This window comes from Spirosoma sp. 209 (assembly GCF_002006735.1).
GTDB lineage: Bacteria > Bacteroidota > Bacteroidia > Cytophagales > Spirosomataceae > Spirosoma > Spirosoma sordidisoli.
Window position 1 is genome coordinate 307,758 of the sequence record NZ_MVEC01000003.1, and the last position, 24,338, is coordinate 332,095.

Below are 24,338 nucleotides of genomic sequence, written 5' to 3' on the forward strand. Positions count from 1 at the left end.
AGCGCGGGCTCATCATTGATCATTCGTACCCAACAGGTCGTCCATCCCGAAAATGCCCTCGCGGCCAATGATCCATTCGGCCGCGACAACAGCTCCCAGCGCAAACCCCTGTCGGCTGTGGGCAATATGGGTAATTTCAATCCGGTCAACGTCAGAATCGTAGCGAACCGTATGCGTTCCGGGTACGGATCCTTCACGAAGCGACTCAATTTCAACCGCTTCGGTCGAATTGATCTGCGAATTGGTACTATCGGTCTCTTTACTGGCCCAACGGCGTTTGGTCGGCAAGTGTTCCAGAACCCCCTCAGCCAGCGTAATTGCCGTGCCACTGGGCGCATCTTTCTTTTCGGCATGGTGAATTTCGGTCATCGACACCTGATACGATGGGTAATTACGCATGAACTGCGCCAGCGTTTTGTTTAGCCTAAAAAACAGGTTGACGCCAATGCTGTAGTTCGACGCGTAAAAGAAAGCCCCGTTTTTCCGGCGGCAAACGGCCTCGATGGTCTGCCGCTGGCTCAGCCAGCCCGTTGTGCCACAAACGACTGGCCAGCCCCGTTCCAGACAATAGGTAATATTTTCGGCAGCCGACTCGGGTGAGCTGAACTCAATAACCACATCAACAGCCTCGTTGGGCAGGGTATCGAAATCGGCGCGGTTGTCGGCGTCTATGCGACCGGCAATCTGGTGGCCCCGTTCGAGCGCCAGCTGCTCGATGGCTTTCCCCATTTTACCGTAGCCAAGCAAAAGAATGTTCATGTTTTTTTCGGTGTTGTCAGCGACGGGTTCCGTTACTTGAATGTAAGGGCCAGGCGTATCCCCGGCACGGGCCCGGTGCCCGGCAAAGGTAGTACGGTTGGCTCAACACGCATGGAAATATCGTCGGATAGATCGAAGGTTTTCAGGTGGGCCGCTACGTTGGCCTCCACGGCGCTTACGGCGTAGAGCACAATAGACAAGAGTATATTCAGGTCCCGATAGCGCCGGTAGAAGTCGTACGCATTTTTGGCACCCGCCGTCGACCGGAAAATATTATCGCCAATCTGCACCTCCTCCACTTTCTCAATCACGGCCGGTACGGGAATCGGCTGGCTGATCAGCTGGGGTATGTTGGTGAGTTCGACCTGCGTTGGGCCAACTATCTGGCGCCCGTACAGAAGGAGTCGGTAGCCATCTTCGGCTTCGTTAGCCAGCCGCCGGTAGCGCAGGAAGTAGTAGCCAATAGCGGCATATCCGCCGTAGATAAACGGTATTTTGTAGTACTGCCGGTTATAGGCCTGCCCCAGGCCGGGCAGAATCAGCGACCGGATGGTAGCCTGTCGGGGAATAATTTTTCGGATTTCGGCCTGCTGACGGGCTCCTACCCGAATGGTATCCGCCAGCGACTGCACCAGCGAGTCGCCCTCCGGGGTCAGTTCCGACGAACCCACCCGAATCGGGCGACCTCCGTTGTTGGGCAACGTAGCCGGAATGGTGTCGGCGACCGACCGGATCTGCCGCGTCGAGTCAACGGCTGCCGGTGTCCTGGCGGGCACAATAGCGGGTTGTTGTGCAAACAGGCGTTGAACGGGTACGTTGAACAGCAGAACGGCTACAAATAGGACAATAAGCTGTTTCATGCTTACACAACGCTCAAAGTCGGTTGGTTGACCGGGCGCTGTATCCGTTTACGATAATTTAACACCACTAGGTTTGGGAATTGAGAACCTCCAGAATCTTGGTCAGCTCTTCCTGCGACGTGAACGGGATCTTGATCTCACCCTTATGCTTCTCATCGGCTTTGATCGATACCTTGGTCCCGAACAGCGACGAGAGCTTGAACTGCAGACTCCGCATTTCCTGTTTGGGCAGCGTCACGCGCCGGGTGGCGGTTAGCAGATCGTCATCGTCTGACAGGTTCCGTACGGCTTCTTCAACTTTTCGCACCGACCATTCTTCATCGACAGCCCGGTTAAAGAGCCGGATCTGCGAATCGGGGTTTTCGATGTTGATAATAGCCCGGGCGTGCCCCATCGATATTTTGTTGTCGCGCAGAGCTGCCTGAATAACGGGGGGCAGCTTCAGCAGCCGGATGTAGTTGTTGACCGTGGTGCGGTTCTTACCCACCCGTTCGCCCAGTTCTTCCTGCTTCAGGCTACATTCCGTAATAAGCCGCTGATAGCTCAGGGCAATTTCTATGGAATTGAGGTTCTCGCGCTGGATGTTCTCGATCAGCGCCATTTCCAGCATCTGCTGGTCGTTGGCCGTCCGGACATAGGCGGGAATGGTTGTCAGTCCAATCAGCTTGGAGGCCTGAAGGCGCCGTTCGCCGGAGATCAGCTGGTAGCGGTCTTTGCCTAACTGACGAACCGTAATGGGCTGAATAATACCCTGTACCCGGATCGACTCCGCCAGTTCCTGAAGCGCTTCCTCATCGAACCGGGTTCGGGGCTGAAACGGGTTTGTCTCGATCAGCGAGAGGCTGATCTCGGTCATGGTACTGATCGACTCAAACGGCGAGGTTTTGGTCTGGCGGTTTACCGCGTCACTGTCATGCAGCAGCGCACCTAATCCACGGCCCAGTCCAATCATCTTCTTATTCGGTGCTTTGGTGTTCGCGTTCTCCATACCTTGGATACGAGCCGAAGCCCGTTATGTTGGTAGAAATCACGGGGGTTGGCCCGTAGTACTAGGCTTCCTGCGGCATCATGCCGTTCTTGATCAGAATTTCGCGGGCCAGGTTCAGGTAACTGACGGCTCCTTTACTGTCGGCATCCTGAGCCAGGGCGGGTACGCCAAAACTGGGCGATTCGCTCAACCGGATGTTGCGGGGAATAATGGTGCTGAATACCATTTGCTGGAAATGGGTCGTCACTTCCCCTACTACCTGGTTCGAAAGCCGAACGCGCAGGTCGTACATCGTTAGCAGAATACCTTCAATGGATAGCCGGGTGTTGAGCCGTGACTGAATAATCTTGATGGTATTGAGCAGTTTACCCAGTCCTTCGAGCGCGAAGTACTCGCACTGGACCGGGATAATCACCGAGTCAGCCGCGGTCAGACTGTTGATTGTGATCAGACCGAGCGATGGAGAACAGTCGATAATAACAAAGTCGTACTCATCGCGGATGCTGTCGAGCGCGTTCTTCATCTTGTCTTCGCGGTTCTGAAGATTGATCATCTCAATCTCGGCTCCGACCAGATCAATATGTGACGGCAGCAGATCCAGATTTGGAAACTCCGTTTGTATGATCGCATCGTGAGGACGTACGCCCTCCACCATGCATTCATAAATGCTGTTCTCGATTTCTTTCGGATTGTAGCCCAGTCCCGAGGTCGAATTGGCCTGCGGATCTGCGTCAACAATGAGCGTCTGGAATTCGAGGGCGGCCAGGCTGGCGGCCAGATTTATTGTCGTTGTAGTTTTACCGACGCCCCCTTTTTGGTTGGCGATAGCAATGACTTTACCCATGGGTCTGTGCGTTGCAGTCCCAAATATGCCGGATAGTTTTCACGAATCCAAGCTATGTTCCACGACTGTTTCACAAAAAGTCGTGAAACAGCCTCAGCGGGTCAACAGGCCCGCATCCAGCACGAACTGCGAACCAGTGATGTAACGGGCTCCGTCAGAAACCAGATAGAGCACCATAGCCGACACGTCTTCGGGCTCTACCCAGGGTACGGGCAACAGGTTCCCCGCCGACCGTTCGGCTATTTCCTGCGTGGTGGTTCCCTCCAGCGCGGCCAGACCATCGTTCATGGGGGTGTTCACGCCGGTGGGGTGAATGGAGTTGACCCGGATGTTATAAGGCGCCAGTTCAATGGCCCAGGATTTGGTCAGCCCCACCAGTCCCCATTTAGACGCGGCATAATGGCTCAGCCGGTTCATGCCCCGCAGACCGGCAATGCTGGAGTTGTTGATAATAACGCCCGACTGCTGCTCCATCATAACGGGTATGACCCGACGGGCTACCAGCCAGGCCCCTTTGAGGTTAATATCGAGCATATCGTCCCAGGCGGCTTCGGTCAGCTCGTGGGCCAGCCCATACGCACAGATACCCGCGTTGTTGAACAGGATATCGATTTGGCCAAAGTGGGTCATGGTCTGCTCCACGGCCGCCGTGATATCGTCGTCGCGCCGGACATCGCCCTGCCAGATCAGGCAACGCGTACCGATAGCGTTGATTTCGCGCTGCAGCGAGTCGAGTTCGTTCTCAGACCCGAACGTATAGGCCGGATAGGTGAGATTGCGGGCTACATCGAACGCAACGATGTCGGCCCCTGTCTGCGCCAGTGCCAGCGCGACAGCCCGCCCCTGCCCGTGGGCTGCGCCCGTGATAAAAGCCGTTTTGCCGGTTAGACTGGCCATACTGAAGGTTATTTTGACGGCTTATGCAGCCTTGTCAGGTTGGGTTGGTTACAGGATAATACGGAGCCAGGTACGGATCGACCTCCACCTCCAGCGCATTGTTGAACACGTTGGTAGCGATCATCTGCCCGGCAAAAGCGACGAGTATAACGAGTTCTGCCGCCGTATGTCGCCGGGCCACGGCCTGGTACAGATCAGCAGGCACTTCACCCTTGTTTCGGGCCATCTCACTCCCGAACCGGAGCAGCGTCTGCTCGTCGTCGGTCAGGACAAGCGCTTCGGGCTTCTCGCCATGGTCGATTATGATCTTCCGGAAGAACATGGTGCAGAGCGGGCAGTCTGATCCGTCGGAGATGGCATGCGCAAACAGGTAAGCCAGCCGGTTACCCACCAGCCCGATGACCGCCTGATACAGCGGATACCACTGCATATATACGTCGAACGCCAGGGGCGAATGACTCAGGGTAGCCTTCATGTTCGTGATGCGCGAACCGGGGTAGTCAGCGATGTGCCGGGCCCAGGCCGCTTTCAGGTCGTCTGACGCCTGACTCTCCGGTAGTGGATCGATGCGAGACACAGATTGAGTGATGAGTGATGAATGATGAGCGATGAATGATGCGGGTAAGGGAACGGGGTAGTAGTTGCTTAGTCGTTCCTTCGTCGGAATGACAAAAATAGCGGCATGATAAACCTGATTCGTGGCAAACCAGCGTAGTGATTGGCGTCGGACTGGCGAGCCGGGCGAGACGGAGCGGGCGCTGGATAATGGGCGCGTTACATGGTCCTGCTCCACTGGGCTATTTTTTCGCCGGCCCGGCGGAGGGTTTCGTCATCTTTGGCAAAGCAGAACCGGAGTATGTGGTAGTCGTTCCGCTGGTCGTAAAAGACCGATACCGGAATGGAGGCTACACCGATCTCTTTCGTTAGCCGAACCGCCAGATCGTAGTCGGGCTCGTCGGTTATAGCCGCGTAGGACACGTTCTGAAAGAAAGTGCCTTCGGTGGGCGTAAACGCAAACCGCGACCCGGCCAGCGCCTGTAGAAACAGGTCGCGCTTTTGCTCGTAGAACCCGGCCAGTGACAGATAGCGGTCGGGCTCGCTGAGATACCCGGCCAGCGCCACCTGCATCGGGGTCGATACGCTGAAGGTCAGGAACTGGTGTACTTTCCGAAACTCGACGGTCAGCTCGCGCGGGGCCAGGCAGTACCCGACCTTCCAGCCCGTTACGTGAAACGTTTTCCCAAACGACCCCACCACAAACGTTCGCTCCTGCAGAACAGGGTGCTGCATCAGCGAGCGGTGTGGCCGCTGGTCGAAGGTAATATGTTCGTAAACCTCATCGCTGATTATAAACAGGTCGCGCTCCTGCACCAGATTAGCCAGATGGTTCAGATCATCGGCGGTCCAGACGCGGCCGGTCGGGTTATGGGGGGTGTTGACCATGATCAGCCGGGTCCGATCGGTTACTTTCGTGGCTACCTCTGCCCAGTCGATGGCGTAGTCGGGTGGGGTCAGGCTAACGAATACCGGAACGCCCCCGGCCAGTTCGATGGCGGGTACATAGCTGTCATAGGCCGGTTCGAATACAATGACTTCATCGCCAGCCTGCACCACGGCCGTAACGGCGGCATAGAGCGCTTCGGTAGCACCCGAAGTAATCGTAATCTCGCTGTCCGGGTCGTAGGTCGTACCGTATACATCGGCGGTTTTCTGCGCAATGGCTTCGCGCAGCACCGGCATGCCCGCCATGGGCGCATACTGGTTATGATTGTTGCGCATGGCTTTCGTGACCAGCTCCAGCAGGGCCGGGTCGGCCGGAAAGCTCGGAAACCCCTGCGACAGGTTCAGCGCTCCCAGGTCAGCCGCCAGTTTCGACATGACGGTAAAGATCGTGGTGCCGACGCGGGGCAGTTTAGAAGCAAGCGTTTGCGTAGGTTGCATGCAGAGAGGTCAACTACTGAAACAGAAAATAAGCCACCACCAGCGTAATGATAATGTTGAAGCCCTGTGCCAGCAGAAACGCGTAAAGTGGTCGGCGGTTGTCGGCATTGAACAGATCGGCAAACCGGGTTTCGAGCCCGATGCTTACAAAGGCCAGCGCGAACCAGAGGCCCTGCAGGCTTTTCAGGCTTCCCTTTACCGTATCGATCGTTTCGGCCGACAGCGCAAAGGAGAACAGCAGCGATGCACCCAGAAAACCCAGAATGAACTTCGGAAACCGCTCCCAGATCACGCCCAGCGTGGGTTTTTCGGCCTGTACACCGTCTTTACCCGAGTAGGTCCAGTAAACGCTGATGGCAAAAGCCGCCAGTCCGAGGAGAACGTTCTGCGAGAACTTGACGATGGTACTGATTTTCAGCGCGGCCTCGCCCGCAAGTGAACCCGACGCCACCACCGCGCCGGTGGTATCGATCGTACCGCCGAGCCAGGCGCCCGTCACTTCGGGCGTAAGTCCCATGGCCTGAGCCGCGTAGGGCATCAGCAGCATCATCGGAATAGCCGTAATCAGCACCAGCGAGATCACGTACGACAGTTTTTTGCTGTCGCCGTGGATAGCGCCCGCCGTGGCAATGGCGGCCGACACCCCGCAGATAGACACCGCCGACGCCAGCATCATGGTCATTTCATCGTCAATTTTCAGCCGCTTGCTGATCCAGTACGCCACGTACCAGACCGATAACACCACCACCAGCGCCTGAATCAGCCCCAGCGAGCCCGCCTTCAGAATATCGCCGAAGATGACGGTCGTACCCAGCAGCACCAGCCCGATTTTCACGAACAGCTCGGTAGCCAGAGAAGCCCGCAGCCAGTCGGGGAGCCGCATCGTATTACCAATGGCCAGGCCGATCATCAGGCTGAAAATAACGGCTTCGAGGTTGAGGTCCTTGAGGGTTTTGTTCCCCGCCAGAATAAGAGCCAGCACCGTTAGGCCGAAGATAACCGGAAAGCCCAGCGCGGTAGCCCGAACGGAACGACCTGTCAGCCAGGCGCCGGCCAGCGCCACCACGTAGGTAAACGCAAACTGCGCGGCTATGGCCACCAGATTTTTCGCCGAGAATACGGTGCCTGCCAGATCGCTGCTGTCTTTCCAGCCAAAAGCCGGGGCGGCAATGACCAGTCCGGTCAGCGAAAGGCCAATGATAGCCAGCCCCAGCACCACAACGGTCCAGTCTTCGTTCAGGATCGATGTAGCGGGCGGGATAGCGGGCTGCGTCGCTGCGGTTGTCTTCTTACTCGTACTTTCCATTCGTTTGTGCGTTGTTTGTCTTCCTTACAATATGAAATCTATCGGTTCGTCAAAACTACCGGTGTAGCCAGGCCAAAACTATCGCGCAGTACCACCCGGGCGGCCTGGTAGCCACACATTCCGTGTACCCCACCGCCGGGTGGCGTGGCCGACGAGCAGATGAACAGCCCCGGTTCCGACGTCCGGTAAGGCGTCAGGCTCAGGGATGGCCGCGTATACAATTGCCCGATATCGATGATCCCCCCGTTGATGTCGCCCCCAACGTAATTAGGGTTCCAGGCTTCTACCTGGGCGGTGTTCATCGTAGCGCGGGCCAGAATCCGATCCCGAAAACCCGGCGCAAACCGCTCAACCTGCCGTTCTATGCGGTCGGTCATGTCGACGGTCGAGCCGTTCGGTACGTGGCAGTAGGCCCAGGCGGTATGCTTTCCGGCCGGAGCGCGACTGGCGTCGAAGCGGCTTTGCTGGGCCAGAAGCACATACGGCCGGTCGGGATGCTGCCCGTCATAGGTCTGCTGCTCAGCCATTACGATCTCTTCCAGGGTGCCGCCGAGGTGAATCGTGCTGGCGCGGTCACAGTCGGCAGCGGCAAACGGAATAGGACCGTCGAGCGCCCAGTCGACTTTAAAAATACCGGGTCCGTAGCGGTAGCGCTCCAGCTGTTTTCGATAGAACGCTGAAAACCGATCACCCGCGATAGACAGCAGCTGCTTCGGGGTAAGATCGAACAGCACGGCCCGGGTTTTGGGCAGGTCGGCCAGCGTTCTGACGGGGCGGTCTACCTCAATCCGGCCACCCAGCGATCGAAAATACGACGCGAGGGCATTGGCGATCTGCTGCGACCCACCTTTGGGCATCGGCCAGCCACGCTGGTGGCCCACCGTCATCAGCACCAGCGCAATAGCCGCCGTTGTCAGGTTGGTCAGGGGCTGAATAGCGTGGGCGGCCATACCCGCCAGCAGGCCCCGCGCTTCGGTGGTTTTAAAACGCCGGGCCAGCTGGGTTGCCGGCAGCAGGGCGTTCAGGCCAAATTGCGCCAGATCGATCGGGTGATCCGGAAATCGCAGCGGTCCCAGCACATCGGGGGCCAGCCCGGGCCAGTGCCGCACCAGCGGTTCAAACAACCGCCGGTATGTTTCTTCATCAGCGCCAAGCGTCCGGGCCGTATCGGCTACGGACCCAGCCAAAATAGCAGCCGTCCCTCCGTCGAACGGATGCGCGGCTGCTACGGGCGGGTAAATAAATTCCAGCCCATGCTCGGCCAGGGGCAAACTCTGAAACAGGGGCGATCCAGCGGCCATTGGATGAATGGCCGACCCCATGTCATGCATAAAACCGGGCAGGGTTAGCTCGGCCGATCGGGTACCGCCCCCAATGACTGATCGCGCTTCCAGCACCAGCACCGACAGGCCTGCCTGCGCCAGCACGATAGCCGCGCTCAGCCCGTTGGGGCCGGCCCCAACAACCACCGCATCATAGTCAGACTTACTCATACGTCGATTGGGTTTGCGGGCGAACCCGGGTTTGATTGGGTGGTTTGATCCAGTACGTTGCTCCGCCCACCACGACTATCCCCAGCCCGATCAGGCTTTCGACGGGTCGGTCGCTGATGATAAAGGCCAGCACGAAAAGGCTGAAGCCAATGTAGGCCCATTGCAGATACGGGCGAAACGGACTCGGAAAGTCGTCGGTCCGGCGCGGGGTGCGGAGCAGACTCGCCACCGCCAGCGTACCCATCAGCTGCAGCACGAACGATGTGCAGAGCAGTACCTGCTCGAGGGTTCCGGAGAAGAGCAGCAGCAGGGTAACCCCCACCTGCAGCCAGATGGCCCGAACCGGAACCTGCTGCGGAGAGACCACCGAAAAATACCGCCAGAGCGGGAAGTCGGCAGCCATACGGCTCGTTACCCGCGCCCCTACCCAGACGTATGAACTCATGGTAGCCAGCAGTTGAACGGCAATACCAACGCTGATCCATTTGCCGGCCGTCGGCCCGAAACCATGCTGAAAAGCCAGCACGGCCACATCAGCCTGGTTCCGGAGCTGATCCAGACTGGCAAACCGCAGAAAAACCAGCTGCAGCGCCACGTATAGCACCGTCACCACCCCCGTACCCAGCAACAGCGCCCGGGGCAGGTTATGGCGGGGATTACGGATTTCGGCGACGATATAGGCCGCGGCATTCCAGCCGGTATAGGCGTAGGTTACATACAGCAGCGATACGGCAAAGCCCGACGTAAACACCTCGTCCGACACCCCCGCCCTGAACCGCAGCGCATTGGGCTCCGACGGCGCTACGGCAAACCCAACGGCCAGCAATACCGCCACAAACGCTATTTTCAGCAAGGTCGTGGCGTTCTGAAATACGCTGCTATGGCGCAGACTGACCGAGTGTATCAGCCCGATCAGCAGCACGAGGGCCACGGTGAGCCAGCGGCTGTTGGCCGTTCCGAGCCAGGTCTGATCGAACGGGCTCAGGTAGGCTTCCATGGCTTTGCCGGCAATGGCTACCGGAGCCGCGAATCCACCCACCAGCGATACCCAGGCCGACAGGTAACCCAGAAACGGGTGCAGCCCGCGCGATATGAAGATGTAGTCGCCCCCGTTCTCGCTGCGGTAGTGGGTACCGAGTTCGGCCATGGTAAAGGCACCAATCAGCGCCAGCCCTCCGCCCAGCACCCATAGCAGCACGATTGACCAGGTGTTCTGCACCGTGGCCAGCTGAAAGCCCAGACTCGTGAACACACCCGTACCGACCATGTTGGCAATGACCAGTGAGGTGGCCGTCCGCCAGCCTATTTTATGGGTTTCACTCATAATCGCGCCAAAAATGCTGAACGAGCCGGTAGGCCAGCCCTCCCCGCAAGTTAGCCGTTCGCCCGTAAACACCGATGTTCCCGTATAGCAAATACTCATTTTCAGATGCACAACCTGTTTGACTCAACTGCCCATCAGCGACCGTAGTCGGGCTGATAGAGTACCCGCCCGTCGGGTTTGATCAGCCAGGCCGTAACCGGGTTCATGTGGTAGCCGCCCGTATCGGGGCCGCGTGCGTCGAGGAGTTGCTTCAGCGTAGGTTGCACATAGCCCGTCTCGTCAACCACACGACTCATAATTAGCGTCTCGCTACCCTCCCACCGCCAGAGGTGTCGAAAAACGGTATGGGCCTTGTCGAGGACCGGCGCCTGCAGCTCGGCCACCTGCCAGTGTTTTCCGGCGTCGGTGCTGACTTCGACCCGGCTTACCTTTCCGCGGCCACTCCAGGCCAGCCCCCGAACCTCGACCCAACCGCGCTCAATCTGGGCTGGGTACGTCGGAAACGTAATGATGCTCCGGGCGTCGATGTCGAAACTGAACTGCCGGATGCGGCCATCCTTAATAGTTTCGGTGTATTTCGATGTTTCTTCGCGGGTGTGCCAGGGCGCGTCGCCCAGTTCGATCCGACGAAGCCATTTCACGCTGGTGTTACCTTCCCAGCCCGGCAGAAACAGCCGAACCGGATAACCCTGCTCCGGCCGGATGGCCTCGCCGTTCTGCGCATAGGCAACGATGGCGTCGTCCCAGCCTTTACGAACGGGGATGCTCCGCGTCATCAGGGCCGCGTCGCCCCCTTCGGCCAAAAACCAGCTGGCTTTCTCCCGCACGCCCACCTCCCGGAACAAGGTCGACAGCCGAACACCGGACCATTCACTCTGGCTGGTCAGGCCGCAAATATCCTGGGGCGTCATGGTCTCTTTGCCCGTCCGGAAATTACCCGAACACTCCAGAAACGCGATGCGCGACACCGACGGGAAGCGTTTCAGATCGGCCAGCGTAAACACCGTTGGCCGATCAACCAGCCCATGAATCGTGAGGCTGTAGGTAGCCGGGTCGATCGTCGGCACGCCGTTGTGGTGCCGCTCGAAATGCAGATCCGACGGGGTGATCATGCCGGTAAATTCCTGCAACGGCGACCGCGACGAAATATCCGACGGGGCTTTTGCCAGCGTCTCGAACCGCGACCGCGACCCCAGCTTTCCGGGTGGAGTGCCCATCTGTTTGGTCGGGTCGTCGGGCATACCGACCTGTAGTCCGTTGGCCAGCGCGGTTTGCACGACCGTTACGGCCATCACTCCGCCCAGCAGGCTGCGTCGGGTGATATTGGGGTTATTGTTCATGGGGTTGGATCAGGGCAGGGGTATACCGGCCGGCTCAGCGTATTTCCGGACCGCCGGTTCGGTCGTCGGGCACGTAACGGGGTTGAGCGGGCATACGGATAGCGGGTACTGTTTTCGCGTTCAGGACCGTTTTCTCGCCGATGAGTTTGTTGCCATGCAGCAGAAAAGCCGTCAGCGCATACACCTCGTCGTTCGTCAGCGAACCTGGCTCGTTAAAAGGCATGGCTCTGCGGATGTAATCAAATACAGTTGTCGCGTAAGGCCAGTAGTTACCGATGACTTTGGCAGGCCGCTTTCCGGGGGTCGCATCCGTGATGACCAGTGCGCCGTTGGGGCCACCCGTACCGCCAGCCCCATGACAAGCCGAGCATTTAGCCGCGAAAATTACCGCCCCGGCCGCTACCGTTCCCGAACCGGCAGGCAGCCCCGTACCGTCCGGTCTGACGTCGATGTCAAGGGTCGCCACCTGCGCGGGTTCGGCTGGCCTGCCGAACCCAAACGCCCCCGGCCCAAACCGCTCGGGCAGGGTATCGGTTTTGACAGCACTGGCCCCGGTGGGCGCTTCGGCTCTAAACCAATGCATCGATACGGCTTCCCAGCCATACCAATGCATCAGAAACACGGGTATCAGCCACCAGGGGTTAGTCATATCGACCGGCTTTGAGGGTGCTTTCGGTTAGAGCATAGGGCCGCGTAATCCGGTCCAGCACCACGTAGATGGAATCTTTCCGCTCGTCGATACCCGTCAGCACCACGCGCTGCCCGTCGGTGGTCTGGTAGCGAAGTATCATCCGTTTCCGCTCGGCGGGCTTGCTTTCTTCGACCAGTCCCCGCCGGCGCCGGGTAGTCTGTACCAGCGGGTGCACCTTCGTAAACTCATCGCCGATGGTAGCCCGCGCCGGCGCCGGAATCCACTGCTTCTCCGAAATCGCGTTAGGATTTTTTGCTCTTTCTTTCCGTCGCGTTCCACTCTCGCCGGGATTGCCCGCACCGGGCGCATCGTCGCGGGGGCCGTTCAGACGCACCTTGTCCTGCAAATACAGCGTCTGATTCAGCGTATCGGCATCGTAGTAGAACACGCGCTGTCCGCCCGCCACGCCCGTTACCTCGAACGTTCGGTTCAGATCGCGCATGGGGGCTCCTCCCCCATTGCTAAGGTCCAGCCGCGCGGGTCGGTTGACTTTAAAGGTCAGGGTGCTCCAGTTTTCGAAAGTGGCCTCCTGCCAGCGCGTGGAGTCGGTCAGGCTGTAGGGTATGGGCTGGCCGTTCAGCCGGAACTCGGTTACGGCGTAGTTGCCCCGCAGGGCCCGGATACCGCGCTGGGCAGGCTGCTTATACGGGTCGTAGATAAAGTTGACAACCTGCAAGTAGAAGAGCACCCCAATAAACAGGAACAGGGTAATCGCTTTGAGGCCGTAACGGGTCCAGCGCTGCCAGGCTTTGGAGAGATCAGGGTAATGGTAAACGGGCACCGTAAAGCGTTCGCGTACGAACAGGTTCCAGGCAAACGGCACATCGTACCACAGCAGAAAAGCCGACAGCAGCACGAAATACGAACTGTATACATGCACGCCCCCGTCGTAGGCCAGGTTGACATAGACGATGTCGGCCAGGGCACCGAACAGCAGGGCTGCGCCCAGAAACGTTGTTTTTCGGAAAAACAGCAGCGCCCCGGCCACCACTTCGACCACGCCCGTAAAGACTTCGTACCAGGGAACGATACCGATGGACAACCAGTAGAGCTTCTGCCCGGTCAGATCGCCGAAGTTGGTGTTCATCAGCCCCAGCGACGGATAGGGCAACTGCGTCGGCAGCAGTTTGGTGAAGCCAAATCCGATGATGCCTATCCCCGCCCGGTACCGCACCACCACGCGCAGCCAGTAATAGAGCAGGTTGTAATCAGCCGGATCGGCTTTCCGGAGTCGAACCAGGGCGGTCCAGACCAGCCCTCCTGCGCAGGCCACCAGCAGGGTGATGATCCAGGGAGCATAGCCGAGCAGCGAGCTACCGAACAGCGTATTCCCGAAGAATGTCAGCCCCGATCCGAACCGGGCAATGTCATACACATCCCGGTAGTGCAGATTCGTCCAGTCGAGGGCCAGCACATCGCGGTACCAGCTCAGGTTGTTGGGTAGCGACATGGCCAGGAAGAAAATGAACGCGATGCGGAACGCAATCTTCTGGGTCTGTGTCCAGCTACGCGGCCGGAACGACTTTGGATGGGGCCGCTCTGGATGGGGCCGCTGCGGCCGAAGCGACTCCGTCCGGGGCGACGATTCTACCCGGTTCAGCCCGCCCGAGGGTTGGTTGCTAATCATAAGCGAATGTTGTTAGTAGTCATCAGGGCGAAGGGTACTCTCGGTTTTATAAGGTTAATCCTTTCCGCCGACCCACTTTGGCGGCTTCGTACAGCAGGTATTTCTTATCGACACGCTCCAGCACGGCATAGACCGAGTCGCGCCGGGCGTTGATGCCCGCCAGCACCAGCGTGCTGGAGTCCGGGCGTTCGTAGCGAAGCTGAAAGGTGTCGTCAGGGCGCTGCGGATTTCGGAGCTGCACGATCGGCACCGTCTGCCCCGGTGGGCTGGCTACGGGTTCGTAGCGGTAATAATGCCGACCGATCTGCCCCGACCACTCGAAATGGCGCGCTGAATCGGGCCCGGCGATGTCTTCTGCGTTATGGCGGGTTAGCGGGGCCGCCCCCGGGCGACGGATGCTGATGGTGTTCCATTTCTCGACCACGACGTTATGCCAGCGTACCGAATCGGTCGGAGAAGGCGGCAGGCGCTGCCCGTTCAGGCTAAACTCGCGCACCGTATACAGCCCGGCCGCATCGGACAAACGGGCCCTTTCGGTAAGGCTCGGATACTGATGCCCACCCTGTCGCAGCGCTCCGTAGGCCGACAGCCCATACGCGCCAATCACCAGCACGACCAGTGCCTTGCCGGCCAGCCGGACCGACTGCTGCCAGCCCGGGTCGAACCGGAGCCGGTACCGGGCGGGTGCCGTGGGTTTGCCCAGCACCAGCAGGGTATAGAACCGCCACCCATCGTACGCGAGCAGATACAGCGCCAGTGTGATCAGAAACAGGCTGTACACGTACTCGCCCCCGTCGTAGGCGATGTTCGACACGAAGACGTTGCCCGTGAAAAAAATCGTGATAAACGCGCCGATGGTAGCCGACCGGCGCGTGAGCAGCAGCAGCCCGGCAACGGTTTCGATCAGACCCAGAAAGGCCTGATACGAGGGCACTACGCCCAGCGTGAGCGCGAAAAGTTTCCACTCGGTCAGTTCGCCGTAGGGCGTGTTCAGCTGGCTCAGCGAAGGCTCCGGCGCCTGCAGGGGAAAGAGCTTGATAAGCCCGAACGCCAGCAGGCCAGCCGCCAGCCGATAACGAATCAGAATCCGCAGCCAGGCGTTTAGCTGACCATAATCAGGCAGCGCCCGACCCGACTGGGCCCGCTGCCGCTCCCAGGCCGACCAGCCCACGGCGCCCAGGCCAGCCAGTGCGGCTGCGATCCCCCAGTTCAGGAGCGAATCGGCATCTCCCACAAAGCGGGGTGTATACTTGGCCAGCTGAAACAGCGGCTGGTACAAACTGGACCGCCAGTCGGCCGTAACCAGCGTACGCCAGAAAGACGGGCCTACCGGTGTGATCTGAATCAGGAAGTAGAGCGCAAAGAACCGGAACAGCCATTTTTCGTAGGGTCGCCATTCCGTCAGCGCGGGCAATCCAAACCGCCGGTCTTCCCAGGCCGGATGGGGTTCGTCCTGAAAGGGTGTCATAGGCATGGGTTATTTAGCGGGTTCGTTGGGCCGGGGCGCGGGCTGGTTGATCACCTTCCGGGCCTGCAGATCGAACTGCTGCCCCTTACCGAGAAAGTAAAACGGCCCACCCGTACTGTTCTGTCCCGAGGGGTATTTCTGGCTGCTGTTGATCTGGTTGATGTCGTAGATACCCACGAACGAGTTTCCGATGACCTCGAAGGTGTTCTTCTGCACCACAACGGCCGTGCTTTCGTCGATACCGATGCCGAGCAGATCAGGCCGGGCTTTGATGACGTCGATCAGGTCGAACTGACGATTCCGGCGCAGCACGTGCTGATCGATGGTTAGGTTACGCGCAAAGGCCAGCCCTTCGGTATGATCGCCGACCATGATGCTGTTTCCTTTGGTATCGCCCCGTACCATGAACGACCCCAGGATCGTGGCCCCTGCCGATGTTCCGCCGATGACCCCGCCCCGGTTCAGCAGGGCGTTAAACTCGTTATGCGCCAGCGTATTCAGGTACGAATCGGCCAGCCGCCAGTGCCGCCCGCCTTCAAACCAGACCGCCGTTGCCGTTTTGAGGGGCGCTACGAACGACGCCTGGTTGGCCTGTTTCGGATCGCGGGTGTGCAGTAGGGTCACGTTGGCAACGCCCAGCTCGGTAAGCCGTTTCTGGGTGCGCTGCCCGCTGGCGTTGAGCGTCGAGTCGTCGCCCGCCGTCGGGATCACCACGATCCGGGCGTTGGCCGCGCCCCCCGCCAGGTCGATAAAGCGGCTCCAGATATCGGGCGGAATAGCTCCCCCTCCCACAATAACCAGCGCCCCTTTGTCGGGACCGGTGGTTTGGGCAGCCGCCGTCTGGGTCAGGCTCCAGCTGGTCACAACGGCCAGCAACAGGGCCGTAAGTACTTGTTTCGTGTTCATGACGGATACGTTTGGGTGATGGCTGGTTAATAGCCCTGGTTTTGTGTCAGCGACTTATCGGCCAGTATTTCGCTGGTCGGGATGGGTAATACGTATTTGTTGGGATCGGAGATACCCAGCACCGGCGCCACCCGACCCGTACGGATCAGGTCGAACCAGCGGTCGGTCTCGAAGGCAAACTCCAGTCGGCGTTCGTTTTCGATAGCCAGCAGTATAGCTTCGGTGGTAGGCGTCGTGGCTGTGGTCAGCGCAGCCAGATCGGCGCGGCTCCGCACAGCGTTCAGATCGGCCAGAGCGTCAGCGGGCTTGTTCAGCCGGGCGCGCGCTTCGGCCCGGATCAGGTACAGCTCGGCAATACGGATCAGGTAGGCCGGGTCGGTGCCGGTGGGCGTCCGGTAATAGAGCCGCCCGTACCAGAGGTTGCCCGGCGGGGCCGTCTGCGCAATCACCGCCGACCGATTACCGCCGATGGCCGGGTTATTCAGCAGCGATACCAGTTGGGCATTAGGCGCCCATTCGCGCCGGCCGCTGAGCGCGGGTGGCAGCCACCAGTTGAAGTGACCGTTTTTGAACGAGTTCGAATACGCCAGTTCAAATACCGACTCGGTGGTATTGACGGCATTGTTGGCGAAGAACGCGCTGTAGGGCTTCACCAGCCGGTAGTTGGTTGCATCGTCGATCAGCCGGGTCGCGTAGGATTCGGCCTCGGCCCACTCCTGCCGGTAGAGGTGGTAACGCGCCCGCAGGGCCCATACCGTTTTGCGGGTTACGCGGTTGCGGTTGGTCGTAGCCGCCAGCAGGGGCTCAGCGGCCGTCAGGTCTTTCAGCACCTGGGCGTAGGTATCGGCGGCACTGCTGCGCTGAATACCGGTATTGTCGCTGGGCGTACGGGTCGGCTTCAGGATGAGCTGCACCCCACCCCAGCCCCGCGCCAGGTCGAAGTACGACAAGGCCCGAATGGCCAGGGCCTCCCCCCGGATCTGATTCTTGCGAGCTTCGGTCAGTTGCGGATCTGTCAGCGCCGGTACCGTTTCGAGCAGGTAGTTGGCCGCCAGGATGGTCCGGTAGATAGCGCCCCAGGCCGAGCCTACGTAGCCGTTGTCGGCTGTCAGTTTGCGGGCCGTAATCTCCTGCGGAGCCCCCTGCGAACCAGTCCACTGGATATCGCCCCCGGAGAGGTAAGACAGAGCCGAAAAGTTGGACCCGTAATAGCCATCGTTGCCCAGCCGGTTGTAGAGGCCGTTCAGGGCTACTTCTGCCGTGGCTGCATTGGTAATGGCGCGTTGTTCATCGACCTGGAGTTCAGGCTGTACCTCCAGAAATTGGCTGCATCCCGAGAGCAGGACCAGCAGGGGTAGTATCAGTTTCAGCTTATTCATACTATCAGATGTCGTTGCTTATAAGGTTAGGTTCAGCCCAAACTGAGCGGTTCTCGGGATGGGGGGCGTACCCAGATCCTGCGCCTGGGTGCTCTGGTTGGCCGTTACGTTTACCTCCGGATCGGGACCCTGGTAGTTGCTCAGCAGCCACAGGTTCGATCCGTTATAGTACACCCGCGCCGAGCTGATACCCACCCGACGCAACAGCGATTTGGGCAGCGTATAGCCAACTACCAGACTGCTGAGCCGCACAAACGACCCGTCTTCGAGGAAACGGCTGCTGGGGTTCAGGTTGTAGTTATTACCCAGGGTGGTGATACGTGGCACATCGGTGATGTCGCCGGGTTTCTGCCAGCGGTTGAGCTGGTTTTTGTTGATGGCCCGGCGGTCGTCGCGGGTGCCCCCCGACTCGTGGAAGAACCGGTTGTTGTTGTTGACCAGATTACCCGAGGTGAAGTTGAAAAACACCGACAGGTCGAAGCCCCGGTAGGTGACGGTGTTGTTCAGCCCCCCCACGAACCGCGGCAGGGCCGTTCCGACGTACTGCCGGTCGGCCGCCGTGATAGCCCCGTCTTTATTAAAATCGTCGTAGATCGCATCGCCGGTTTCGGGATTCACACCCAGCTGCCTGTATACGAAGTAGGCATGGTAGGGGTAGCCCTGCACCAGCCGCTGTACGTTGTAGCTGGCGTCGACCGGAATCGATAGTTTCTCGATGCGGTTGCGGTTAGAGGAAATGTTGAAGCTCGTATTCCAGGTCAGATTTTTGGTCTGTATGTTGATGGTATTCAGCCCAAACTCCAGCCCGCGGTTGCTGATCTCGCCGTCGTTACGGAAGATGCTCGAAAAGCCGGTACTCTGGGCCAGCGGCACCTGAATCAGCAGATCGTAGGTGTACTTCTCGTAGGCGTTGATCTCCAGACCGATGCGGTTGTTGTACAGCCCGATGTTCAGCCCGGCGTTGATCTGGCGAGTCGTTTCCCATTTCAGATCCGGATTGGCCAGCTGCGTCGGGAACGAGCCGGGGTTGTCCTGGTAGTTGAACCCACCGCCCCACAGGCCCCGCGACGCAAAATCGTTGATGCCGTTCTGGTTACCGGTCCAGCCTATGCTGGCGCGCAGTTTGAGGTCGCTGATAGCGCCTACATCCTGCAGGAAACGCTCCTGCTTGATCTGCCAGGCTACCCCCGCCGACGGGAAATACCCCCAGCGATTATTGGCCCCGAACCGGCTCGATGCGTCGGCCCGCAGGCTGGCTTCAATGAAATACTTGCGCGCAAAGTTGTAGTCGACCCGCCCGAAGAACGACGTCAGCCGGTTCTGGCTCCGGTTCGACGACGAGGTAGTCACCGAGGCCGAGGCAATCTGTTTGAAGTCGTCGGAGGGGAAGTTGGTACCCTGCGCCAGCGTCTGCTTGGTCACGTTCCCCTGCACGCTATTTCCGAGCAGGGCGCCAAACGAGTGCTGACTGCCGAACGTTTTGCGGTATTGCAGGGTCTGTTCGTTAATCCAGACGGTGTTCTGGCTGATGCTCGATGTGGCCAGCCCTTTGTTGGCAATGCCCCGGTTGGTCAGGGTGTTCCAGTATTCGTATTCGTCATAGAGGTTATAATCGAGGCTCCAGCTGCTACGAAGTTTCAGGCCGGGCAGGATGTCGTACTCGCCGTAGAGGTTACCGATGTAGCGCGTACTGACCGATTGCATATCGGTGTTGTTGATCAGCACATCAAGGTTATCAAAACCCGCCCATTTGGCGTAGGTACCATCGGTGTTGAACTTGGGCAGGTAGGTCGGTGTATGCAGAGCCGCCTGCAGAACACCACCCTGGGGCCCGTCGCCGACGCGGGCGTTGGTCCGGTTCGACTGCGAAAAGATGTTGCTGGTTCCGATCCGGATCCGGTCGGTCAGCTCATGGTCGAGGTTCAGTTTAAAGCTGGCCCGCGCAAAGTCGTTGGTGCGCAGGGTAGCCTGTTGGCTGGTATACCCGCCACCCAGGTAAAAGCGGGTTTGCTGGTTCCCACCCGACACGTTGAGGTCATAGTTCTGCAGGGCGCCCGTCCGGAAAATATCGCCCAGCCGGTCGTAGGTCTGCTGTTCTTCGGGCAGGCCCCGCCCGCCTTCGGAAACGGGCCGGAAAGGGCGGGTGGCAACCGGCTTACCGTCGTTTACCCAGGCTTCGTTGATGATGGTAGCGTGTTCGGGCCCGGTCACCAGATCCCAGAGTTTGGGCGCCCAGGCCTGCCCCACCGAGGTGTTCAGCGACACTTTGGTTTTCGCGTTGTACGAACCCCGCTTGGTTGTGATCACCACCACCCCGTTGGCGGCCCGCGCGCCGTAAATAGCCGTGGCTTCGGCATCTTTCAGAATCGAAATAGACTCGATATCGGCCGGATTGATGTCGGCCAGCGGATTGTTGGCCTGCCCCTGGGTAGAGATTCTCTGAAGACTGCTGTTATTAATGAATACGCCGTCGACCACGTAGAGTGGGTCGTTGCTGGCGTTAATTGACGTGCTGCCCCGAATCCGGAAATACAGCCCGTCGCCCGGTACGCCCGTGTTGGCCGACACCTGTACGCCCGCCACCCGGCCCTGCAGCTGCTGCTCGAAACTGGCAACGGGGCGGGTTTTTATCTCGTCGGCGTTGATCTGGGTTACGGCGCCAATCAGGTTCTTACGCTCCTGGGTGCCGTAACCCACCACAACAACTTCGCCCAGCTGGGCCGGGGCCTCCTGTAGCGTAACGTCAAGCCGGGTGGAGCCGCCCACGTCAGGGACGCGCACTTCTGTGGTTTTGTAGCCGATGGCCGAGATGACCAGCACCTGGCCGGCTCCCGCCTGGATGGAGTAGCGCCCCGTCCCATCGGTGCTGGCGCCTTTGTTCTGCCCCTTCAGCACGACGTTCGCACCGGGGAGCGGTTCCTGGTTGTCGGAACGCACGGTTCCGGAGATAGTAGCCGTTTGTGCCAGCAAACGACTACCAAGTAGCAGATAGACTACTACCAGTCCAATAAATTTTTGCATTATTGTAGTGGTTACGTGAAAATGAGGTCTGCCAGGACCTTGTTGTGTACCGACCGGGACGGTTGCCGCCGTTCCGGTTTTTTTATACCCCCACCCTGGTTGCCGCCAGTTAGGTGCCTGCCTTCGCCATCAATCGACAGCGGGGCCTCCGCTTGCTACCCTTTTGGTATCGACTCGCCCAGGTCCGGTCTGGCGCGGGCGGGTGGACGCTGTTTATTCGTTTTTGTCATCGTGTGTGTATATGAGAGTTGGGAGACTGAGCCTGACTGAACGTAAGTAGCGGAGGTTGCCTTATTAGTCCTGAAACCGTTTGGCAAACCGGTGGTAGAAGGGCGTCTTACTGGCTGCGTGCTTGGGCAGATAATCGCCGGTAATGATAGGGATGTACATGACCCGCCGACGGCTGGCAGCGCCCATATGGGGCGACTGCTCGACCCGGTGCCACAAGCTGCCGTTATGAATGGTCAGGTCACCGGCTTCAATGTCGAATCCAACTTCGCGCGGATCGGGCCGGTGATCGACAAACTGCCGTTTCCGGAACAGCGTCAACAACGTATTCTGCCGGTGCGTACCGGGCAGTACACGTAAGCCTCCGTTCTGCTGCGGGCAGTCGTCCAGGTGTAACCCTACGTTCAGCATCGGCCGGATACGGTGGCCCAGAAACAGATCGCGTGGGCTGTCGGTATGCCAGCCCATGCGCGAAAAATTGCTTTGGGGAGTTCTGACATAGTGATTTACGACCAGACCGTCTTTTTCTTCAGGACTGATACGACCTTCGTAAGGAGCCAGGAGCTGGGTTAACTCCTGTAACCGCGCGTCGGTCAAAAACTGTTGCAGTACTGGACTAAAGGCCGACGTAAACGCAAAGCGCTGCACAATGCGCCGTCCGTTTTCATCGTGTCCGAACTTGATAGGTGTTCCATTGACTTTATCTACTTTTTCGGCAAACCAAAGCGATTCGATGCGCTGGATCTCGTACAGAAATGTCTGGATAGTGGCTCGGTCTACGAAATGCTTCAGCTGGATAAAGCCGTTTTGATGAAAGAAATTGGTTTGTTCAGCCGTCAGTACGGGGGCGTTTTGAACAGGGATGTCGTTAGCAGGTGTTGGCATTGGATACTCTCGGTTAAGCTGCCTTCGGAAACAGGCGAACGTAATACGTATAAACCAGGCAACCCGCGCAGAATCCGGCTACGGATTCGAGGGTTGCGAAAACGGCCAGCACAGCAGCCGGAATCAGGGTCGGAATCCCCAGCAGCTGGAGAATCGAGATAAGCAGGCCGAAAGCCAGACCAATCCGGGCGGCAAACCGCTTGGGTGCCTGGTCGGTCCCTTTATACGGCAAGCGCCCCAGCTTAACCAGTTGGTCGGCCAGGTTGCCCAGAGGACTGTATCTGCCCCGGTCGAAGCCGCGCAGGCCAAAGTCAGCCGCCAGCAGCAACGGCAATGCCAGCCAGCCCGTAATCAGGTAAAGCGCCGTTACCTGCAGGACAAGGCCCGCTACCAGCCGGACTTTTGTTTCGTTGATTTGCACGCCATCGGTCGGGCAGATCAGGTCATTGGTGAGTGCCATGTTCGTTATGGTTTTGGTATACAGACCCGGCAAGCCACTCGGGCACGGGGCTGCAACAGGTGTTAATGGTCGCCGTAGCGCTTCTCTCCCGCCGGGATGGCTACGGCCAGCTTGTTCTGCTTCGGAGGCAGCGGACAGGTAGCATAGGGGGTGAACGCACAGGGCGGATTGATACTTTTATTGAAATCGAGGGTTGTCAGTCCGTCGGCACCGGGCATATCGGCGTACAGAAAACGGCCCGATCCGTAGGTGTCATGGCTGTTGGTTTCGTCGCCGAAGAGCAGAAAGAGCCTGCCGCCTTCCCCCACCGCATCGAGCCGATGCGTTTTGCCCTCGAGCTCAAACACCAGCGTACCGATCAGTGGCTGCTGGTTGGTCTGCCCCGTAATATCCAGAATAGGAATGGTGCGTGGTTTGTCGGGGCGCTCGACCCGGGCCTTAACCCGATACACTTCGTTGACCGGAAAGCGCTCGATGCCCGTAAACTCTTTCAGAAACGGACTCTCCAGATCGCGAAGCCGAATGGCGTAGCGGTTTCCCCGTTTGATCACGAACCAGCGCAGCGAGCCATGGCTCAGCACAACCGGTTTCGTCTGGCTGGCGGCAAAAATCGTCTTTGTCGCCAGTACGGGCTGCCCGTCGACCTGCACCACCTGGCCCGGTGCGGCCTCAAAGGTAACCTCGCCCCCCGCCAGGCGGAACGTACCGAGCTGATCGGGCGCTTTACCACCCGGAAACATTAGGTCGTTGCCCGGATCGGCACCGACGGCGTTGACTCCTTCTTTCAGCCAGTACAGACCCGCCAGGTTCAGCCAGCCGTTTTCGCTCCGGAGCGACTCGAGCCGCTGCTGGTGCCATTCTTCGATCTGCTCCCGGTAGGTGGGTTCTTTAGCCAGCCGAAATCCTGACGCGATAATCACCGCCAGCAGCCAGAGCAGCATGAACCAGCGGGCATAGGGATTCAGCGGTTCATTGATCGATTCATTCTTTGTCATGATCTGTCTCATTACAATACAGTGTCGATTCGTACGATTCCTTTTACAGACTGCAACTGCTGATCGATGCGCCCGGTCGAGCAGGCCATCGGCAATCGCAGGGCCAGTTCACCAATAGCACGAATTCCATCGGCTTCGAAGTGTACACTCACCAGCTGGCAGGCCTCCGTTTGCGGTACGGCCTGAAGCACATCGCTCACAAAACAGGGCCGGTCAAAACCAACGATCCGGTAGTTGACTTCTTGCCATCCTGCATTCCCTGTTGCTGCCGCCATGTGTTTATTCAGTTAAGCAAACTGGACCTGCTGACGGGGATACGGCAGCGCCACCACCGCGTCGACAACCGCTTCCCGGTTAAACGGTCCGTTGAAATCCTCGTCCAGAAAGTGATAAGACACCCGCCGGTCAGCGCCCACCACGTACAAGGCTGGCGTGAACACTTCTTCCGAAATGCCCGACACCCGATCCCAGATTGGATTCTCTTCCGAATAGACGCCGAACGTACGCGCTACCGAAAAATCGGCGTCGTAGACAACGGTAAAGTCGATGGGTCCGATCTGACGCGCCAGGGAGGGCGACGACTCATTCGAGAAAACGACCAGATCGGCACCAGCGGCCCGCAGCTCACCGGCCAGCGCCACCAGCGCATCGAGGTACGGCCGCGCGTAGGCTCCCCAGCAGGGGCAGTAGAAACTGATCACCAGCGGCCGCTGCTCAACGAGTTCGAGCACCGAGGTGGTCTGGCCAGCCGCCGAGCGGTCTGACGTAACGGCCTGCCACCCCTGCAGCGCGCCCCCCACGCTGAAGAAAGGAACGGTATCGCCGGTTTGTAAGGGCCGCACATAACTGATTCGTGGCGAGAAACGCTCTTTCACCGTTAGCGGGCGGATTTCACCGTGTTCATTCACAAATTCAAGTGTCATCGT

At 59.0% G+C, this 24,338-nt stretch carries 22 protein-coding genes; all 22 read right to left on the reverse strand.

What is annotated here, in order from left to right; translation table 11 throughout:
* Positions 1-12: 12 nt before the first annotated feature.
* Positions 13-759, reverse strand: a complete 747-nt coding sequence (dapB, locus tag B1C80_RS07000) for a 4-hydroxy-tetrahydrodipicolinate reductase (RefSeq protein WP_077920353.1) — start codon at positions 757-759, stop codon at positions 13-15.
* A gap of 32 nt (positions 760-791) precedes the next feature.
* The gene (locus B1C80_RS07005) at positions 792-1,619 is read right to left on the reverse strand and encodes a DUF5683 domain-containing protein (protein ID WP_077920354.1); all 828 of its coding nucleotides are present in this window, start codon (positions 1,617-1,619) and stop codon (positions 792-794) included.
* A gap of 67 nt (positions 1,620-1,686) precedes the next feature.
* Complete coding sequence (locus tag B1C80_RS07010) at positions 1,687-2,607, reverse strand: ParB/RepB/Spo0J family partition protein (protein WP_077920355.1); 921 nt, start codon at positions 2,605-2,607, stop codon at positions 1,687-1,689.
* Between the two features lie 61 nt (positions 2,608-2,668).
* The gene (locus tag B1C80_RS07015; protein ID WP_077920356.1) at positions 2,669-3,451 is read right to left on the reverse strand and encodes a ParA family protein; all 783 of its coding nucleotides are present in this window, start codon (positions 3,449-3,451) and stop codon (positions 2,669-2,671) included.
* Positions 3,452-3,544: 93 nt separating this feature from the next.
* Positions 3,545-4,348 (reverse strand): mycofactocin-coupled SDR family oxidoreductase, encoded by an 804-nt coding sequence (locus tag B1C80_RS07020; protein ID WP_077920357.1) that lies wholly within the window; start codon positions 4,346-4,348, stop codon positions 3,545-3,547.
* A 34-nt stretch (positions 4,349-4,382) separates the two neighbouring features.
* Entirely contained in the window at positions 4,383-5,141 is a 759-nt protein-coding gene (locus B1C80_RS07025) for a carboxymuconolactone decarboxylase family protein (RefSeq protein WP_236648663.1), read from the reverse strand.
* Complete coding sequence (locus B1C80_RS07030; protein WP_077920359.1) at positions 5,123-6,289, reverse strand: methionine aminotransferase; 1,167 nt, start codon at positions 6,287-6,289, stop codon at positions 5,123-5,125. The genes B1C80_RS07025 and B1C80_RS07030 overlap by 19 nt, the downstream gene beginning before the upstream one ends.
* Before the next feature lie 13 nt (positions 6,290-6,302).
* Positions 6,303-7,595, reverse strand: coding sequence for a YeiH family protein (locus tag B1C80_RS07035; RefSeq protein ID WP_077920360.1), 1,293 nt, complete (start codon positions 7,593-7,595; stop codon positions 6,303-6,305).
* Positions 7,596-7,633: 38 nt separating this feature from the next.
* Positions 7,634-9,088, reverse strand: a complete 1,455-nt coding sequence (locus tag B1C80_RS07040) for an NAD(P)/FAD-dependent oxidoreductase (protein WP_077920361.1) — start codon at positions 9,086-9,088, stop codon at positions 7,634-7,636.
* Complete coding sequence (locus B1C80_RS07045) at positions 9,081-10,511, reverse strand: APC family permease (protein ID WP_236648665.1); 1,431 nt, start codon at positions 10,509-10,511, stop codon at positions 9,081-9,083. The genes B1C80_RS07040 and B1C80_RS07045 overlap by 8 nt, the downstream gene beginning before the upstream one ends.
* A 35-nt stretch (positions 10,512-10,546) precedes the next feature.
* Positions 10,547-11,752, reverse strand: coding sequence for a sulfite dehydrogenase (gene soxC, locus B1C80_RS07050; RefSeq protein ID WP_077920362.1), 1,206 nt, complete (start codon positions 11,750-11,752; stop codon positions 10,547-10,549).
* A gap of 34 nt (positions 11,753-11,786) precedes the next feature.
* On the reverse strand, positions 11,787-12,401 hold the full coding sequence (locus B1C80_RS07055) for a c-type cytochrome (RefSeq protein ID WP_236648666.1): 615 nt from the start codon (positions 12,399-12,401) through the stop codon (positions 11,787-11,789).
* A complete protein-coding gene (locus B1C80_RS07060) occupies positions 12,394-14,070 on the reverse strand; it encodes a hypothetical protein (protein ID WP_236648668.1) in 1,677 nt (558 codons plus the stop codon). The genes B1C80_RS07055 and B1C80_RS07060 overlap by 8 nt, the downstream gene beginning before the upstream one ends.
* A gap of 46 nt (positions 14,071-14,116) precedes the next feature.
* Positions 14,117-15,538 carry a DoxX family protein gene (locus B1C80_RS07065; protein ID WP_236648669.1) on the reverse strand — a complete coding sequence of 474 codons (1,422 nt, stop codon included), beginning with the start codon at positions 15,536-15,538 and terminating at the stop codon, positions 14,117-14,119.
* A 9-nt stretch (positions 15,539-15,547) separates the two neighbouring features.
* On the reverse strand, positions 15,548-16,444 hold the full coding sequence (locus B1C80_RS07070) for a cyanophycinase (RefSeq protein WP_077920363.1): 897 nt from the start codon (positions 16,442-16,444) through the stop codon (positions 15,548-15,550).
* Positions 16,445-16,470: 26 nt separating this feature from the next.
* Positions 16,471-17,823, reverse strand: coding sequence for a RagB/SusD family nutrient uptake outer membrane protein (locus B1C80_RS07075; RefSeq protein WP_077920364.1), 1,353 nt, complete (start codon positions 17,821-17,823; stop codon positions 16,471-16,473).
* Between the two features lie 18 nt (positions 17,824-17,841).
* Complete coding sequence (locus B1C80_RS07080; protein WP_077920365.1) at positions 17,842-20,844, reverse strand: TonB-dependent receptor; 3,003 nt, start codon at positions 20,842-20,844, stop codon at positions 17,842-17,844.
* A 294-nt stretch (positions 20,845-21,138) separates the two neighbouring features.
* Positions 21,139-21,957: a phytanoyl-CoA dioxygenase family protein gene (locus B1C80_RS07085; RefSeq protein ID WP_077920366.1), complete on the reverse strand. Its 819-nt coding sequence runs from the start codon at positions 21,955-21,957 to the stop codon at positions 21,139-21,141.
* 13 nt (positions 21,958-21,970) lie between these two features.
* Positions 21,971-22,417, reverse strand: a complete 447-nt coding sequence (locus B1C80_RS07090) for a DUF4395 domain-containing protein (protein WP_077920518.1) — start codon at positions 22,415-22,417, stop codon at positions 21,971-21,973.
* 62 nt (positions 22,418-22,479) lie between these two features.
* Positions 22,480-23,412, reverse strand: coding sequence for a DUF1684 domain-containing protein (locus tag B1C80_RS07095; RefSeq protein WP_077920519.1), 933 nt, complete (start codon positions 23,410-23,412; stop codon positions 22,480-22,482).
* 11 nt (positions 23,413-23,423) lie between these two features.
* Entirely contained in the window at positions 23,424-23,687 is a 264-nt protein-coding gene (locus B1C80_RS07100; protein WP_077920367.1) for a hypothetical protein, read from the reverse strand.
* Positions 23,688-23,699: 12 nt separating this feature from the next.
* Positions 23,700-24,335 (reverse strand): peroxiredoxin, encoded by a 636-nt coding sequence (locus B1C80_RS07105; protein ID WP_077920368.1) that lies wholly within the window; start codon positions 24,333-24,335, stop codon positions 23,700-23,702.
* Positions 24,336-24,338: the final 3 nt, after the last annotated feature.

Excerpts from the sequence above, each read along its gene's own strand:
- B1C80_RS07090 (WP_077920518.1), bottom strand. The coding sequence starts at position 22,417 with ATGGCACTCACCAATGACCTGATCTGCCCGACCGATGGCGTGCAAATC.
- B1C80_RS07005 (WP_077920354.1), bottom strand. The coding sequence starts at position 1,619 with ATGAAACAGCTTATTGTCCTATTTGTAGCCGTTCTGCTGTTCAACGTA.
- B1C80_RS07085 (WP_077920366.1), bottom strand. The coding sequence starts at position 21,957 with ATGCCAACACCTGCTAACGACATCCCTGTTCAAAACGCCCCCGTACTG.
- B1C80_RS07015 (WP_077920356.1), bottom strand. The coding sequence starts at position 3,451 with ATGGGTAAAGTCATTGCTATCGCCAACCAAAAAGGGGGCGTCGGTAAA.
- B1C80_RS07065 (WP_236648669.1), bottom strand. The coding sequence starts at position 15,538 with ATGACACCCTTTCAGGACGAACCCCATCCGGCCTGGGAAGACCGGCGG.
- B1C80_RS07035 (WP_077920360.1), bottom strand. The coding sequence starts at position 7,595 with ATGGAAAGTACGAGTAAGAAGACAACCGCAGCGACGCAGCCCGCTATC.
- B1C80_RS07095 (WP_077920519.1), bottom strand. The coding sequence starts at position 23,412 with ATGACAAAGAATGAATCGATCAATGAACCGCTGAATCCCTATGCCCGC.
- B1C80_RS07040 (WP_077920361.1), bottom strand. The coding sequence starts at position 9,088 with ATGAGTAAGTCTGACTATGATGCGGTGGTTGTTGGGGCCGGCCCCAAC.
- B1C80_RS07020 (WP_077920357.1), bottom strand. The coding sequence starts at position 4,348 with ATGGCCAGTCTAACCGGCAAAACGGCTTTTATCACGGGCGCAGCCCAC.
- B1C80_RS07070 (WP_077920363.1), bottom strand. The coding sequence starts at position 16,444 with ATGAACACGAAACAAGTACTTACGGCCCTGTTGCTGGCCGTTGTGACC.
- soxC (WP_077920362.1), bottom strand. The coding sequence starts at position 11,752 with ATGAACAATAACCCCAATATCACCCGACGCAGCCTGCTGGGCGGAGTG.
- B1C80_RS07055 (WP_236648666.1), bottom strand. The coding sequence starts at position 12,401 with ATGACTAACCCCTGGTGGCTGATACCCGTGTTTCTGATGCATTGGTAT.
- B1C80_RS07080 (WP_077920365.1), bottom strand. The coding sequence starts at position 20,844 with ATGCAAAAATTTATTGGACTGGTAGTAGTCTATCTGCTACTTGGTAGT.
- B1C80_RS07060 (WP_236648668.1), bottom strand. The coding sequence starts at position 14,070 with ATGATTAGCAACCAACCCTCGGGCGGGCTGAACCGGGTAGAATCGTCG.
- B1C80_RS07010 (WP_077920355.1), bottom strand. The coding sequence starts at position 2,607 with ATGGAGAACGCGAACACCAAAGCACCGAATAAGAAGATGATTGGACTG.
- B1C80_RS07105 (WP_077920368.1), bottom strand. The coding sequence starts at position 24,335 with ATGACACTTGAATTTGTGAATGAACACGGTGAAATCCGCCCGCTAACG.
- B1C80_RS07030 (WP_077920359.1), bottom strand. The coding sequence starts at position 6,289 with ATGCAACCTACGCAAACGCTTGCTTCTAAACTGCCCCGCGTCGGCACC.
- B1C80_RS07100 (WP_077920367.1), bottom strand. The coding sequence starts at position 23,687 with ATGGCGGCAGCAACAGGGAATGCAGGATGGCAAGAAGTCAACTACCGG.
- B1C80_RS07075 (WP_077920364.1), bottom strand. The coding sequence starts at position 17,823 with ATGAATAAGCTGAAACTGATACTACCCCTGCTGGTCCTGCTCTCGGGA.
- B1C80_RS07045 (WP_236648665.1), bottom strand. The coding sequence starts at position 10,511 with ATGAGTATTTGCTATACGGGAACATCGGTGTTTACGGGCGAACGGCTA.
- dapB (WP_077920353.1), bottom strand. The coding sequence starts at position 759 with ATGAACATTCTTTTGCTTGGCTACGGTAAAATGGGGAAAGCCATCGAG.